This window comes from Allobosea sp. ASV33 (assembly GCF_016428755.1).
In the GTDB taxonomy this organism is placed as follows: domain Bacteria; phylum Pseudomonadota; class Alphaproteobacteria; order Rhizobiales; family Beijerinckiaceae; genus Allobosea.
The window spans coordinates 78,913-93,089 of record NZ_JAELTI010000001.1; the positions used below are offsets into that span (position 1 = coordinate 78,913).

Annotated in this window: 11 protein-coding genes and 3 pseudogenes; 8 read left to right on the forward strand and 6 right to left on the reverse strand. The window is 62.4% G+C overall.

The annotated features are described in order from the left end of the window. Nucleotides 1-90: 90 nt before the first annotated feature. Nucleotides 91-426 carry a c-type cytochrome gene (locus tag JHD80_RS00335; RefSeq protein ID WP_199084378.1) on the forward strand — a complete coding sequence of 112 codons (336 nt, stop codon included), beginning with the start codon at nucleotides 91-93 and terminating at the stop codon, nucleotides 424-426. Between the two features lie 439 nt (nucleotides 427-865). On the opposite strand, the gene JHD80_RS00340 is transcribed toward JHD80_RS00335, so the two are convergent. Next, complete coding sequence (locus JHD80_RS00340; RefSeq protein ID WP_199084379.1) at nucleotides 866-1,477, reverse strand: hypothetical protein; 612 nt, start codon at nucleotides 1,475-1,477, stop codon at nucleotides 866-868. 283 nt (nucleotides 1,478-1,760) lie between these two features. Here JHD80_RS00340 and JHD80_RS00345 point away from each other — a divergent pair, with 283 nt between their 5' ends. Beyond that, the gene (locus JHD80_RS00345; protein WP_199084444.1) at nucleotides 1,761-2,471 is read left to right on the forward strand and encodes a BON domain-containing protein; all 711 of its coding nucleotides are present in this window, start codon (nucleotides 1,761-1,763) and stop codon (nucleotides 2,469-2,471) included. A 99-nt stretch (nucleotides 2,472-2,570) separates the two neighbouring features. Here JHD80_RS00345 and JHD80_RS00350 read toward each other — a convergent pair whose 3' ends face one another. Then, nucleotides 2,571-2,939: a response regulator gene (locus tag JHD80_RS00350; RefSeq protein ID WP_248311297.1), complete on the reverse strand. Its 369-nt coding sequence runs from the start codon at nucleotides 2,937-2,939 to the stop codon at nucleotides 2,571-2,573. Nucleotides 2,940-3,353: 414 nt separating this feature from the next. Between JHD80_RS00350 and JHD80_RS00355 the strand changes: the two genes are divergently transcribed. The 3 genes from JHD80_RS00355 to JHD80_RS00365 all read left to right on the forward strand — a co-directional run bounded on the left by JHD80_RS00355 (nucleotide 3,354) and on the right by JHD80_RS00365 (nucleotide 9,186). Then, nucleotides 3,354-7,730: a chemotaxis protein CheB gene (locus JHD80_RS00355; RefSeq protein WP_199084381.1), complete on the forward strand. Its 4,377-nt coding sequence runs from the start codon at nucleotides 3,354-3,356 to the stop codon at nucleotides 7,728-7,730. Nucleotides 7,731-7,882: 152 nt separating this feature from the next. After that, entirely contained in the window at nucleotides 7,883-8,278 is a 396-nt protein-coding gene (locus JHD80_RS00360) for a hypothetical protein (RefSeq protein WP_199084382.1), read from the forward strand. Nucleotides 8,279-8,355: 77 nt separating this feature from the next. Beyond that, nucleotides 8,356-9,186 (forward strand): universal stress protein, encoded by an 831-nt coding sequence (locus JHD80_RS00365; RefSeq protein ID WP_199084383.1) that lies wholly within the window; start codon nucleotides 8,356-8,358, stop codon nucleotides 9,184-9,186. Here the strand turns inward: JHD80_RS00365 and JHD80_RS00370 are convergent. Both JHD80_RS00370 and JHD80_RS00375 read right to left on the reverse strand, forming a co-directional pair. Continuing rightward, the gene (locus JHD80_RS00370; RefSeq protein ID WP_349237178.1) at nucleotides 9,134-9,463 is read right to left on the reverse strand and encodes a site-specific integrase; all 330 of its coding nucleotides are present in this window, start codon (nucleotides 9,461-9,463) and stop codon (nucleotides 9,134-9,136) included. The two genes, JHD80_RS00365 and JHD80_RS00370, sit on opposite strands and share 53 nt — an antisense overlap. 310 nt (nucleotides 9,464-9,773) lie before the next feature. Continuing rightward, nucleotides 9,774-11,447, reverse strand: coding sequence for a helix-turn-helix domain-containing protein (locus tag JHD80_RS00375; RefSeq protein WP_199084385.1), 1,674 nt, complete (start codon nucleotides 11,445-11,447; stop codon nucleotides 9,774-9,776). Nucleotides 11,448-11,458: 11 nt separating this feature from the next. Between JHD80_RS00375 and JHD80_RS00380 the strand changes: the two are divergent. Then, nucleotides 11,459-11,689 (forward strand): annotated as a pseudogene (locus tag JHD80_RS00380) (amino acid synthesis family protein); the annotation flags it as partial. Nucleotides 11,690-11,883: 194 nt separating this feature from the next. Here JHD80_RS00380 and JHD80_RS00385 read toward each other — a convergent pair. Then, nucleotides 11,884-12,946: pseudogene (locus JHD80_RS00385) on the reverse strand (aminotransferase class III-fold pyridoxal phosphate-dependent enzyme). 10 nt (nucleotides 12,947-12,956) lie between these two features. Here JHD80_RS00385 and JHD80_RS00390 point away from each other — a divergent pair. Further along, nucleotides 12,957-13,151 (forward strand): hypothetical protein, encoded by a 195-nt coding sequence (locus JHD80_RS00390; RefSeq protein WP_349237179.1) that lies wholly within the window; start codon nucleotides 12,957-12,959, stop codon nucleotides 13,149-13,151. Between the two features lie 423 nt (nucleotides 13,152-13,574). On the opposite strand, the pseudogene JHD80_RS00395 reads toward JHD80_RS00390, so the two are convergent. Beyond that, a pseudogene (locus JHD80_RS00395) lies at nucleotides 13,575-13,796 on the reverse strand (IS110 family transposase); the annotation flags it as partial. Here JHD80_RS00395 and JHD80_RS00400 point away from each other — a divergent pair. After that, a complete protein-coding gene (locus JHD80_RS00400) occupies nucleotides 13,732-13,995 on the forward strand; it encodes a hypothetical protein (protein WP_199084449.1) in 264 nt (87 codons plus the stop codon). The pseudogene JHD80_RS00395 and the gene JHD80_RS00400 overlap by 65 nt on opposite strands. Nucleotides 13,996-14,177: the final 182 nt, after the last annotated feature.

The window sequence follows — 14,177 nt, forward strand, 5'->3', positions numbered from 1 at the left end:
TCAATCGATGTTGCAGCAGCAAAGTGATCGCGCGCAAAGATGGCTCTTCGACAGATGGCTCACCAAGGCCTCGTCATTCTCGGATTCGCGATGGCGACGATCGGCGCGAGCATGCCCGGCCGCGCGATGCCGGCGGATGCGCAGCGCCCTGAGAATGCGGAGAGCGCCGAAATCGGCCACAAGGTGGCCGAGCGCCTTTGCAGCGGCTGTCATGCCATCGGACGCGACGGCGAGAGCCCTAATCCCAAATCACCACGGTTTCCGCTCATCGCGGAGCGCTACCGTGACGACAATCCGGCATCGGTTCTGATCGACGGAACGGTCGTCAAGCATCCCGGCATGCCGGAATTCCAGCTCCTCGAAAACGAGACCGATGGCCTGGTCGCCTACATCCGGCGCATCTCGCGGAAATGGACGCCCAAATGACTGGATTGAAGGCAGCCATCGGCCCTCTTCCCTCGGCTTGGTCTCGCACAGCGCCCAACCCGGGCCTGTCGCACAGGGTCTATCGGGCGACATCTGCGCTCGCGATCATGGCGCTTGTGGGCATGTGCCAGCCATGCAATGCGCAAAGCCCGGATCAAGTCAGAGCCGGCGGTGTTCTGGCGGAAAACCTCTGCGTGACATGCCATCGGGTAAGCGCCAACGATCGGGACAGATCGAGGATCCCGCCGGACTTCGGGGCCGTCGCTGACATGCCGTCGATGACGGAGGTTTCGCTGCGCGTCTCTCTTCGCACCCCCATGGCGAGATGCCCCGCTATCAGTTCAGCCCATCCGAGATGGACGATCTGATCGCTTATCTGGAGAGCCTGCGATCCCGCTGACGCTGAAAAACGAGGGTCAAGCGATCGCGCGCGAACGTCTTATTTGGCCGCTCCCGCCTCCACGGCCGCATCGGCTTTCAGCCCCTCGCGAAAGGCATCCAACCTGGCGCGGTATCCTTCTGCATCGCCATATTCGAGGAACTCGTAGTAGCGGCGATGCGGGTCGCTGATCTTGAGCGCATGCTTGATCGGGCACCAGTACTGCTCCGTCCGGCTGCCGATTTCCCTGACGTAGGCGACCACGCCGTTCGAATAGCCACAGAACAGGCAGTTCAGCACCTCGATCCAGTTGAGGTAATTGAGATGGCGCCTGTCGAGATTGATGTAGTCGCTTCGGCTGACCCGCGGGATGCCGTAAACCCGGAAGCAGATCGCCTGGTAAAGGCTGGCCCAGGCATCGATGAGGAGCATCGGCAGGATCAGCGAATAGATCACCGGCGCGGACGCAATCGTCGCCAGGGGCGATTTGCCGAGGAAGCTCCTGACCGACATGCGCAGGCGGCGATTTTCGATCGCGATGCCGTGCTCGAAGGCGACCAGGCGCTTCTTGACGCTCCAGCCGAGGGCCTTCCGGCGCTTCTCGATCTCCCGGTCGAGTTCGGTCTGCAGACGCACGATCTCGCTCGCCAGTTCTCGCATGCGGTGCGTCATGGGCTCTATGGCTCCCGTGCCTAGCGTGAGACGCCTTATGGCACGGAATAGACCGGGCCGGGTCGCCAATCACGGGTGCACGGCTCAGCTCGTCTCGCCGCCGAACCTGCGTGTTTTCCGACCCTGTCGCGACGGACGTGATCCCGCCTAGCCTCCTATGGGCTGAATGATCCGGCCGACAGGCACTTCAGCGCTCGGTTCGGATTGTGGTCGGCCGAGCTTTCGGAACCTGCCTTTTAGCGCGGCGCCAAGGCCATTTCATCCGAACACACAGGAGCCAACGATGTCTCACGATACAGAACTGCAGAAGTCCGTCATCGCAGAGTTGAGCTGGGAGCCCAGCATCGACTCCGCACATATCGGCGTCACCGCCGATAACGGCGTGGTCTCACTTTCAGGGCATGTCGAAAGCTTCATGGAAAAGCACGCAGCCGAAACGGCGGCGCGGCGCGTCAAGGGCGTCAAGGCCTTGGCCGAAGAGATCGAGGTCCGCCTGCCATACCATGTGAAGCGGACCGACGACGAGATCGCCGCAGCGGCCGTCAGCCGACTATCCTGGGATGTCTCCATCCCCAAGGACACCGTGAAGGTGACGGTCGACAAGGGCTGGGTCACACTGAGCGGCCAGGTCGATTGGCACTATCAGCAGGACGCGGCAGAGCTCGACATCCGCGGCCTTTTCGGGGTTCTCGGTGTCTCCAGCCAAATCACCATCAAGCCGCAGGTCGATACCGCCAATCTCAGCGACAAGATCACCACCGCCCTGCACCGCTCCTGGTTCTTCGATCCCAAAACCGTCTGGGTGAGCGCGACGGGCGGCAAGGTGCGACTGACCGGCACCGTCCACAGTTGGCATGACCGTGAGGTCGCAGGCGATACCGCCTGGGCCGGGCCCGGTGGCGCATTCGCACAGCCTTCGCTTTGCTCATCGCAGCGGAATTTGCCCTTTCGGCCTTCCTCTTTGGAGGCGGCGGCCGGTATCTCGCCAATCTGACGACAGGCGCGGGCTTGATCGGTCTGGCAGGCCAGATCGTTTTCGCAGTCGTGCCATTGGCGCAGATTTGGCTCTGCGATCGAGAGGTGCTCGCTCGTCTCAGGCCTGCTGTCGCAGCTTGGTTTCGCTGAGCGCTCTTGCGATGGCCCGAACCAGATCCGCCTCCTGGAAGGGCTTTTGAAGCACGATCGCCTCCGGGCTCATCGAATTCTTGGTCAGCCGATCCCCGCTGACGAAAACATGCGGAATGAAGCCGTCCTCGAGGATTTCGGCGACAGCCGTCAATCCGCTACCCTGGCGTAGGCGAGCATCGACGATCATCAGATCCGGCCGGCAACGGGTGGCTTCCCGAATGGCCTCCGCTTCGGTCGTCGCGATGCCGCTCACGACATGCCCGAGTTCCGTCAGAACCTCGGCAAGCAGCGTGGCGATGATGGGTTCATCTTCGATGACGAGCACGCGAAGCATTATCATAAGGCGCCATTTTCCAAACTAAATCGCCAGCGTGGACGAGAAAGTGCAGTCAATTGGTCGATTGGCTAGATTTTGACCGCAGATGCGGACCAGTGATCGATTCTAGAGTACTTCAGATGGCCACTTGGTCATCCCAATCAACGCAAAGTAAGACAAAAATAAACTCGCAAGGAGGCCTGCGTTCACTTTCGGCTTATTGGCCGGAATAATTTCCAGCCCGGGAAAATATTAATGCCATAATACCGGAACAATAAGGGTCGGAATTTACTTAGATCAAGGCGGGCCGAGCCGGGCATCGTTATCAGGTTAATTTGCGCTCGATGTCCCTGTGAGATTTCGACGCCGCCGGCGTGCTTGCCGACGTTTTCCCATGGCCGCGCTCTGCGCGTGCCAGAAAGCGATATCTCAATGCCGGCTCATACACACGACGATGCAAAGGCACAGGGCCGCCCTGTTCAGCAGACAAAAGCGGCGCAAGACAAGACCGCACAATTGGACGGGCCCATCGTCGTTGGAATTGGGGCCTCAGCGGGAGGATTGGAGGCCTGCCGGAAATTGCTCGACGCCATGCCCGACACTGATGGCCTGGCGTTCATTCTCGTCCAGCACCTTGATCCCAATCACCCCAGCATGATTGCGGAACTGCTGTCTCCGCATACGTCCTTGACGGTCCGGGAGGCGAGTGAAGGCATACGGCTGGAGCGCGGCCATCTCTATGTCATCGCCCCGGGCACTGCCCTCTCTGTTATCGGGCGCTCGCTCCATGTTTCAACCCCTCAACAGCGCCACGGGACCCGGTTGCCATTCGACTTCCTGCTTCAATCTCTGGCGGAGGAATACGGCTCGCGCTGCATCGCCATTGTGCTTTCAGGGACAGGCGAGGATGGCAGCGTCGGGCTTAAGGCGGTCAAATCCAAGGGGGGCATCGTCTTCGCGCAGGATCCCGAAGAAGCGGGATATGACGGCATGCCCCGCAGCGCCATCGCGACGGGCGATGTCGATCGCATCCTGCTGGCGGCTGAGATTCCCGAAGCACTGCTTGAGAGCGCCGGAAAGATTCATAACGACCCGGCCATGATGGAGCGTCAGGCGACGGATAAGGAGCAGAGCTGGCTCGCAGACGTCATCGATCTCCTGAAAAACAACACCCGCCATGATTTCACGTTCTACAAGCCCGGTACCTTGCTCCGCAGGATCGAACGCCGTCGGGGGCTGGCGGGCATCGAGGCCGGCGAGATGTCGGCCTATCTTGATATCCTGCGCGAAAATCCCGCAGAACTTGATCTGCTGGCCAAGGATTTGCTGATCAACGTCACGAGTTTTTTCCGAGACCCCAAGACATTCGGTGTCCTGGCGGAGACCATCATCCCCGAATTGGTCAGCAAGCAGCCTTCCGATCGACCATTGCGCATATGGATCGCCGGATGCAGCACCGGCGAAGAAGCTTACTCGCTGGCGATCCTATTCCGCGAGCAGATCGCGGCCGCTAAGAGCAATGTCAGGCTCCAGCTTTTCGCCTCGGACATTGATGCCGACGCGGTCTTGAGCGCTCAAGAGGGCCTGTATCCGAACACGATCGAGGACGCGGTCTCCGCTGATAGGTTGGCGCGATTCTTCAGAAAAGAAGGTCAAAACTACAGGATTCTGCCAGAATTGCGTGGAATGGTAGTTTTCACCGTCCAGGATTTGCTGGCCGATCCGCCATTCTCGCGCCTGGACATGATTTCGTGCCGGAATGTGTTGATCTACCTTCAGCCTGAGGCCCAAACGAAGATCCTCTCCCTGTTTCATTTTGCACTGCGGGAGGGAGGGACCTTGCTGCTCGGCAGTTCCGAAACAGTCAGCCACGCGGAAGGTCGCTTTGCGGTCGTTGCAAAAGCCCAGCGCCTCTACCGTCACATCGGCCGCAGTCGTCCGGGAGATGCGCGTTTTTCCGGTGGCACGGGCGAACCGATCCGTGTTCCGGTCCGCATGGGACAGGGGCAGGCGGTATCACGGCAGAGCGCATTTGCTGAGCTATGTAAACGCGCCGTGATCGAAGCCTATGCTCCTGCGGCGGTCTTGATCAACGGCGCCCACGAGTGCCTGTACAGTCTGGGCGCAACGGAACTCTATCTCCATGTCGCGCCGGGTTATCCGAGCCATGACATTCTGGCGATGGCCCCGGAGGGCGCGAGAGCCAAGCTGAGAGCCGCCATCCACAAGGCGGCGCAAAACAACACTGCGGTGAAGCTCGATGGCATGAGGGTCCGGCGCGGCCATCAGAGCTATGCCTTCAGCGTCGACATCCTACCTTTGAAGCATGAGGGCGAAGCGCTCTTTCTGGTCTCCTTTGTCGACGAGAAGAAACACGACACCACGCCAATGTTGTCGGCCTCGTCATCCGACGCACCCCGGGTCGGGGAGCTTGAGCAGGAGCTCGACGCCACGAGGGCAGAGCTCAAGGACGCCATTCGCACCCTCGAAATTTCCAGTGAGGAGCAGCGGGCGATCAACGAGGAGGCGCTCTCGGTCAACGAGGAATTCCAGTCGACGAACGAGGAACTGCTGACCTCGAAGGAAGAGCTCCAATCCCTCAATGAGGAGCTTACCGCCCTCAACGGCCAACTGCAGGAAACGCTGGAGCGACAGCGCAGGACTGCGGACGACCTGCAAAATGTCCTTTACAGCACTGACGTCGCCACCGTTTTTCTCGATCGCGATCTGAAGATCAGATTCTTCACACCCGCCACGAAAGCGCTGTTCAAGATCATACCAGGCGATGTCGGCAGGCCTCTTGAAGACCTGAATTCGCTTGCGGTCGACGGCTCGCTGCCACTGGATGCGCGGACGGTCCTGCAGACGCTGGCGCCGCTGGAGCGCCGCATCGCGGCGCGCAACGGCGTCTGGTTCTTGCGCCGTATCATGCCTTACCGGGCCCATGACCACAGCGTCGAAGGCGTCGTCATCACCTTCACCGACATCACCGAGCAGAAGAGAGCCGCACGCGCGCTGGAAGACGCGCGCAAGCAGGCCGAACTCGCCAACGTCGCCAAGTCGCGCTTCCTGGCCGCTGCGAGCCATGACCTCCGGCAACCCCTGCAGGGCCTCGCGCTGCTGCAAGGGTTGCTCGCCAAGATCGTCGAGGGCGAGAAGGCCAAGACGCTCGTCGCGCGGCTGAGCGATACATTGGACGCGATGTCGGGCATGCTGAACACACTGCTCGACATCAACGAGATCGAGGCGGGCGCCGTCCATGCCGAAATCGTCGATTTCCCGATCGATGGTCTGCTCAGCCGGCTACGGGAGGAGTTTACCTATCACGCCCAGGCCCGTGGCCTTGTCCTCAAAGTCGTCTCCTCCAGCCTAGTTGTGCGAAGCGACCCGCACCTCCTTGAGCAGATGATCCGCAATCTGGTCTCCAACGCCCTGAAATACACGAAGACTGGCAAGGTCCTGCTCGGCTGCAAGCGGCGTAACGACAAACTCAACATCGAGATCTGGGATACTGGCATTGGCATTCCCGAGGATGAGTTACACGCGATCTTCGACGAGTATCACCAGATCGACAACGCCGCGCGACAGCGGAGCCTTGGTCTTGGCCTCGGACTGTCCATCGTCAAGCGTCTTGGCGGCCTGCTCGACCACACGGTCAGCGTCCGTTCCGACAATGGCAAGGGATCCGTGTTTGCGATTGAACTTGCCCTGCCCCGCCAGATCGTCCGTGGGACTTCGGACGCTGAAAGGCGCTCAAGTGCCGTGCTCCCAGCTATCGCCACCCCGCATCGGACCGGGACCGTGCTACTGATCGAGGACGACCCGGAACTGCGCGATCTCCTTGAGCTCTTGTTGAAGGACGAAGGCCATCAGGTTCTTGCAGCGATGGATGGGCATGCAGCACTCTCAATGATGACGAGCGACGCATCCCGGCCAGACATCATCCTGTCGGACTTCAACCTCCCCAAAGGCATGGATGGCCTTGAGACCGCGGCGAAACTGCGCGAGCAGGATCACCGCGAAACCCCCGTGATAATCCTGACCGGAGACATCTCTACCGAGACTCTGCGTGCAATAAAGTTGCTGAATTGCTTGCACCTCAACAAGCCGGTTAAGGTCGAGGAGGTCACCCAGGCGATCCAGCACATCCTGGATCAGAAAGCCGCACCCGGAACGGTCCATCAGGCAACTGGTCAGAGACCGAAACCTGACAATCCGGACGTGTTCATCGTCGATGATGACGCTCAGACCCGGGACACACTGCGCCTGGTTCTGGAAGACGCCGGACATAAGGTGGCAGCCTTCGAAAGCTGCGAGGGCTTCCTTGCTGCCTTTGTGCCCGGCGATGGCAACTGCCTACTGGTCGATGCCTATCTGCCGGGCATGTCGGGGCTGCAGTTGCTGCGCCATCTGAACACGCAGGAGTATCACCTGCCGGCGATCATGATCACCGGCAACAGCGACGTGGCCATGGCCGTCGAGGCGATGAAGACCGGCGCATCCGACTTCATCGAAAAGCCGGTTCGCAGCGTAGAATTACTGGCCAGCGTCACGCGGGCGATCGCGGAGTCCCGCGACTCCAATCACCGCGCCGAGCGCAAGGCGAGCGCGCTCAAGAGCCTGGAGGCGCTCACGGCGAGGCAACACCAGATAATGGATCTGGTGCTCGCCGGACATCCCAACAAGAACATCGCCGCGGACCTCGGGATCAGTCAGCGCACGGTCGAGAACCACCGGGCTTCGATCATGCACAAGACGGCATCGAAGTCGCTGCCCGCCCTGGCCAGGCTCGCGCTGGCGGCGTCCTAAGACGCGCCGGCTCGGCGGGCATCGAGGCCGTCGCCACCGCCCAATTGCCAAGGCTGCGTAGATTCCGACGCTGGCGCGGATCATAATTGATTCTAACGTTCCCGAAAGATCGGCCAGTCGCCTTTTGAACTGGCCCGTTCGAGGACCGTCCTATGCGCTCGATCGCCGCCGCCGCCCTTTTCGCAACCGGGGTCGTCGCAACCGGGCTCGCGGGCTGCCAGACCATGGAGCAGCCGCGCCGCGGCGCCGACGAGCTCTGCAGCGAGTCGGGACTTCGGCCGGGCACGCGCAGCTTCCGAACCTGCGTCAGCTCGCATTATGGCGAAGAGCGCCGCCAGTCGGACGCCGCAGCCGGCGCACAGGTGGTGGGCGCGACGGCAGGGCTGGGAGGCGTCGCGACCGTCGCCGAAGGGTCCGCCCGCTTTGACCGGCGCGGATACTATGGCGGGTCCGCGTACTACGCGGCCCGGGGCTCCCCCTATGACACGGGCTTTTATGGCAACCCGCAGCCTTATCTACGGGGCGGCTGCGACGTATGGGGCTGCTGACTGGCATTCCCTGCGGCTACACCCAGTATCCGTCAACCAGCGCTCCGCAAAGACCCTCTCGCTTACGAGGACCGCTCATGACCTACTCCACCATGCTGCTTCATCTGCAGGTCGGCGTCTCGAACGCGGCTCTCCTGAAGGCTGCGGCCGACTTCGCCGAGCTGTTCCAAGCCGATGTCGTCGGCGTCAGCGCGTGCGAGCCCGCGTCGATCCCCTATGGCGACGGCTACACGTCGGGCGCGCTGATCCAAGAGTGCCGCGATGAGCTGGAAAAGGAGACGACGGATGCGGAGACGGAATTCCGCACAGTCCTGGAAGGACGCGCACCGCGTCTGACCTGGCGTTCGTCCGTCGGGTTCGCCTGGCCCGCCGATTACATCGCAGAGCAATCGCGCGCAGCAGACCTGATCATCACTGCCCCCGAGCAGGCCGGCTCGATGCTCGACGGATCGCGCCAAGTCAGCATCGCCGATCTCGTCATGGCGGCGGGGCGACCGGTCCTGGTCGTTCCCGCCGCTATCGTCGGCATCAATTTGGACCATGTGGCGGTGGGCTGGAAGGATACGCGGGAATCGCGGCGCGCCATCAGCGACGCCCTTCCGCTGTTGAAGAAGGCCGGCCACGTCACCGTCGTCGAATTGGCCGCCACGGCTGATCTGCCGTCGGTGCGCGACCGTCTCGCCGAGGTCACCCGCTGGCTCAAGCGGCACGGCATCACGGCCGAGGCGCTGGCCGAGGCGACGAAAGAAGACGATGCGACGCGCCTGGGCGATATCGTCCGGGACAACGGCGCCGGCGTATTGGTGGCAGGGGCGTATGGCCACAGCCGTGTCCGGGAATGGGCTTTCGGCGGCGTCACGCGCAGCCTGCTTCACCACCCCGGATGCTGCGCGCTGCTGTCGCACTGACGCGCAATCGCGGGTGCAAAGCGCCGAAACGCCTTCGAACGGATCGGAGCGAGGATTTCGACTTGAACTTCCCACCGACCAAGAGGACCAATCCATGACATCGCATTACCATGCCGTCGTCTGGCTCGATCAACGTTAGCTCCTGTTCCAAGAGCCACCGAAGATAGACATTCAGGTCGTCGCGGTACGTCTCGATCGTGCCAGGCGATGCACCCCGCTCACTCGACAGGCTTGTCAGCCACAGTTCGGACAGTTGGCGATCATTCATAGAGGCCATTCCTCGGAACTCTGCCCCGGGGCTGACCCATCGCTGACGCAGATCGCCCGCACCATAGCAGCAGATTGCGCGCGGCCATTAGAAGGAAGAAGCAGCCGCAGGCCGGACTACCGAATAGGGCCTCAGCCAAAATCCGAGCGTGAGCGCTTCGAACCGGTTAAAAAAGTTTCGAAGCTGAAGAGATGCGCATCACCGTTGCGATCCGCCAGGATAACTTCCGTTTGCCCCAAGAGACCACCTCTTTGAGCACCGCAGTATAGCCGGATGAATTCAGGAAATGTTTCGTCGGATCGATGGAGGCCGGTCGCATTCAGCCCGCCGCCACTTCGCTGCCCTCGATCACCCCGTGCAGCCGGATGGCAAGCTCGATGGCGAAGCGCTTGTCGGCGGTTTCAGGGTCGATGCCGAAGAGATCCTGGATGCGCGAGAGCCGGTAGCGCAGCGTGGTGACATGGAGACCCATCGCATCGGCACAGGCCTGGGCCCGGCAGCCCTCGCGCAGATAGGCGGCTAGCGTTTCGAGATATGGCGTGTCGTGCTTCCGGTCATGCGCGATCACCGCACCGATCGCGCCATCGACGAAGCTGCGCACATCAGCCGACTCGGCGGCGCCGATCAGCATGGGCATCGGGCCGAAATCGAAAGCTGACAGGGTTCCGCTACGCCCGAAGGAGCGCGCGATGCGGATCATCCTCCAGCAACGCTCCCATTCCTTGGGATAGCTGTCGAGCCCGCCGCAGATGCCGCCGAGCACGACGATCGGCTCGCGGCTGAAGCTTTGGCGGAGCACCTCGACCATGCGTCGGGGCAACCGCCCGGCACGCTCCGCCTCACCGCTCTTCTCCTCGGGCACCAGACAGACAAGCCCGCCGCCGACCGCGATGACGTTGATCGGCAGGTTCATCTGCCGCGCGAGCCGCGTCACGGCATGATGGCAATCAATGCTGATATCGGTCGGCAGCGATGTGCCATCGGGGAAATCCACCACGATCATCCGGGCCGGTGCGCCGAGCGCTAGCCCAAGCCGGCGGCCGCGCTGGACGACATCGTCGGAATCGCGCCAACGCCTTTCGACGATCTCGAAGAACAACTCGGTCAAAGTGCGTGTCTCGAAGCGGAACCGGATGACACTGCGCATCATCTGCACGCTGAGCGCGAATTTCACGCTGTCTAGCAGCAGGCGCTGGAGATCGCCGCCGCCCTCGCCTGCTCCCGGAAATATCACCAGCGCGCCGACTGCCTGTCCGTCGACATCGAGCGCCTCGATCCGCGCCGTGACCTGGAGCCGCTGCGCCCCGTCATCGAGACGGAGGATCAAGGGCTCGGCACCGCCGGTCGCGACCGCGTCGCGCGCGGCGAGCGTGATCTGGGCGCCGAGCGGGCCGTCGATCGCCCGTGCCCAGGCGGAATCGTCGAAGCGTAAAGGCGCGGGGGAGCGGCTGGCGGCCAGCGCGTTGCCGGCGAAATCCACGACAAGGATCGCCTCCGGCAGCAATTCGGCAAGCATCGTCGAGAGAGCCGCCATCGAGCCGCCCGACAGGACCGCCTGCAGCAGCATGGTCTGGGTCTGCAGCGCGCTCTGCAATTGCTCGGCTGCCTGGCGCTGCGTGCGTAGTCGATGCTCGCGTTCGACGGCAATGCCGCCGAGATGCACGATCATGCTCATGAAGGCGAGGTCGTCGGCCGAAACGTCCTGAATCTCGCGGGAAACGACGTTCAGCACCATGGCCCGCCCTTGCGCATCGGAGCAGCTCATGGGCAGCACGAGAACGGTGCGGTAGTCGCGTTCGAAAGCCTCCCGGCGATAACCGGGGAATTCCTCCGAGGCGCGCGCGTCCCGGATATAGACGGGCTCGTTACGCTGGAGCGCGATCAGGGCCGGGCTGGTGGCTAGTTCCCACCGGTCTTCCAGGCGCCGGCGCAGCAAGGTCGGATCGTGGCGGACGACGACATGGGCGTCGCCATGCGGCGCATCGATCGCCATGATCGAACCCAGCGCCCACCCGCAACGGGCCGGGCGCGCTTATCTCCCTGCCGATGATCCACAAGAGCGAGACCGGCAAGCGCTCCCACTTCCTCACCGCCCAGTTCCAGATCCCGGACGCGCCGGCCGCCGACGAAGTTCTGGTCGCGATCGGTGCCGCCGATAGCAGCCGCGCCCATCCCCGCCTCGCCGATCGTTTCCAGGACATGGAGGAAATGAAGCGGGAGTTGGAGACCGCGTGAGCGCTCGACGCTTTCCCTGCCGACGGCATTGCGGGCCCGCCGATCCGGCGGGCGCCTTTTCCATACCGGTTGCCGGAGGACCGGGCGGCCATGTCAGGCAAGCGCCACCTTGTCGCGGGCGAGCTCGTCCATCACCTGCCGGACCGCCTTCTCGGCAATGGCGACGATCTCGTCGATCTCGACTCGGGTCGCGATCAAAGGCGGCGCAAAGCCGAGTATTTCGCCATGCGGATCAGCCCGCGATCGCGCGCCGCCTTGGAGATGCGCGCGCCGACCTTGAGAACGGGGTCGAAGCGTGTTTTGGACTCGCGGTTCACTACGAATTCGAGGGCGCCGAGCATGCCGACACCACGGACCTCGCCGACAATTGGCAACTGCGCGAATGTTGCCTTCATCCGCTCCTGGAAGTAACCGCCGACCTCGCGCGCCTTGCCGGCTAGATCGTCCTTCTCGACGATGTCTAGCACGGCATTCGCGGCCGCCGCACCGATGGGATGGCCGGAATAGGTATAGCCATGCGAGAAGGCACCGACGCGGTCGGCGCCCTCCTCCATCACCTTGTAGACCTTCTCGCCCACGATCGCGGCCGAGAACGGGAAATAGGCCGAGGTAAGGCCCTTGGCGACGGTGATCAGGTCCGGTTCGATACCATAGATGCGAGCCGAAAGGCGTACCGATGCGGCCGAAGCCGGTGACGACCTCGTCGGCAATCAACAGTACGTCGTATTTGTGCAAGACCGCCTGGATCGCGGTCCAGTAGCCTTCCGGCGGCGGGGTAATGCCGCCCGTGCCGAGCACCGGCTCACCAATGAAGGCGCCGACCGTTTCCGGCCCCTCGCGCAGGATCAGTTCCTCCAACTCGTCGGCAAGGCGCTTCGAGAACTCGGCCTCTGTCTCGCCGGCCTGTGCACCCCAGTAGTGGTGCGGCGCGCCAGTGTGGAGGATGCCGGAGAACGGCAGGTCCATATGGTCGTGATAGAAGCTCATGCCGGTCATCGAGCCGCAGACGACTGAGCAGCCATGGTAGCCGCGCAGCCGCGAGATGATCTTCTTCTTCCGCGGCTGGCCGCGCAGGTTGTTGTAGTGCCAGACGAGCTTGGCCTGGGTCTCGTTCGCGTCCGAGCCGGACATCCCGTAGAAAACCTTGCTCATCTTGCCCGGCGCCATCCGGACGAGCCGATCCGACAGGACCGCGAGCTCATCTGTCGTATGGGCGGCGTAGGAATGATAATAGGCGACCCTCGACACGCGCTTCATCACCGAGGACGTGCCCTTCGGACTTGTGCCGCTCGTATTCCTCGGTGCGATCTGCGGAACGCCCCTGCCGGTCCATCAGGCCGGTATCGCGCTGTTCGACGCGATCATGGCGCGCGACTTCCGTGCCGAGAACGACCTGCTCCCGGCGCTTTGTCTCTCAGGCTTGAGCCCAACAGAACTGCACAGGGAGCTCCGGGAGGACTGATGCCCCAATCGGCGTCGGTACGTCGGCACTCGATGAGTTATAGAACCGTGCCGTAAGCTTCCGCCAATGAACGGCGGAGCAATCGGTTGCGGAGGCATCCGCGTGCAGCGAAACTATCGGTCCCGGCCGCGGGAGACTTGCATCTCGAATGAAGGATGCGCCGATTGGTCTCTAACGGGTCAAGGTCTGGCTGCATGGTCCTGAGCGGAAATTGCCGTCGGGTGCCTACGTTCTCTGCGTTCTCCTCGGCAATTGATGGGGCAGCTGAGTGCGGTGTAGCTTGGTTGAAACCGCAGATCGGCGGATCTGGTCGGCGGCATGACACAGAATCGGCGCGATAATCTACTCCCTCCTCGGGCATCGCGCCCGCTCGGGAGCTCGTTACGGCCTCCTGTCTTGCCTTCGCGTAACTGCTCGTGGATGTCAGGCCGACCGGAACTCGTTGCCGTGGCGCAGCATGGCGTGCATGACGATGGCGAGGCGGCGGGCGAGTGCTATGCGCGCTTTGCCCATTGTCGATCGCCTTGCGATGGCGAGCGTCCAGTCCTTCAATTTCAGCTCGCCCTTGTAATGGGTCAGCATGATGATCGCAGCTTCGTGGAGCAGTGTCCGCACGCGCTTGTCACCGACCTTGGAGATACTCCCGACAGCCGAGGAGGCCGTTCTGGCGAGCACCATCGCTTTCTACTTCGCCCTCAGCGGGCAGCGCGTCGATGCTGACTACGGTTTTGCCGACATTGAACTTGAGCTGATGTTCGCTAGCATCCGCGCCAGCGGAAATTTGCAAGCTTCGGCAACCCGTGTCGGCGTAGAGACCCGCCCTGCAGGGCGGGAAGAGGACTGAGACGAATGTGCGAGGTTGGAAAAACTTACACCTTCACAATGGTTGATGTTGACGGTAGTATTTCTGAGGAAGGAGGCACCGTCGAGGCATACCAGCATCCCTGGTGAAACTCGCCGATGTTGACTTAAGCAAGGGGCCCTTCGCCCCTCCCGGCCCCGGTCCCATGATCATCAAGGGACCTA

Coding starts and splice junctions, on each gene's coding strand:
- JHD80_RS00345 (WP_199084444.1), top strand. CDS start 1,761: ATGTCTCACGATACAGAACTGCAGAAGTCCGTCATCGCAGAGTTGAGC.
- JHD80_RS00355 (WP_199084381.1), top strand. CDS start 3,354: ATGCCGGCTCATACACACGACGATGCAAAGGCACAGGGCCGCCCTGTT.
- JHD80_RS00340 (WP_199084379.1), bottom strand. CDS start 1,477: ATGACGCACCGCATGCGAGAACTGGCGAGCGAGATCGTGCGTCTGCAG.
- JHD80_RS00400 (WP_199084449.1), top strand. CDS start 13,732: ATGATGATCGCAGCTTCGTGGAGCAGTGTCCGCACGCGCTTGTCACCG.
- JHD80_RS00350 (WP_248311297.1), bottom strand. CDS start 2,939: ATGCTTCGCGTGCTCGTCATCGAAGATGAACCCATCATCGCCACGCTG.
- JHD80_RS00360 (WP_199084382.1), top strand. CDS start 7,883: ATGCGCTCGATCGCCGCCGCCGCCCTTTTCGCAACCGGGGTCGTCGCA.
- JHD80_RS00375 (WP_199084385.1), bottom strand. CDS start 11,447: ATGGCGATCGATGCGCCGCATGGCGACGCCCATGTCGTCGTCCGCCAC.
- JHD80_RS00335 (WP_199084378.1), top strand. CDS start 91: ATGGCGACGATCGGCGCGAGCATGCCCGGCCGCGCGATGCCGGCGGAT.
- JHD80_RS00365 (WP_199084383.1), top strand. CDS start 8,356: ATGACCTACTCCACCATGCTGCTTCATCTGCAGGTCGGCGTCTCGAAC.
- JHD80_RS00370 (WP_349237178.1), bottom strand. CDS start 9,463: ATGGCCTCTATGAATGATCGCCAACTGTCCGAACTGTGGCTGACAAGC.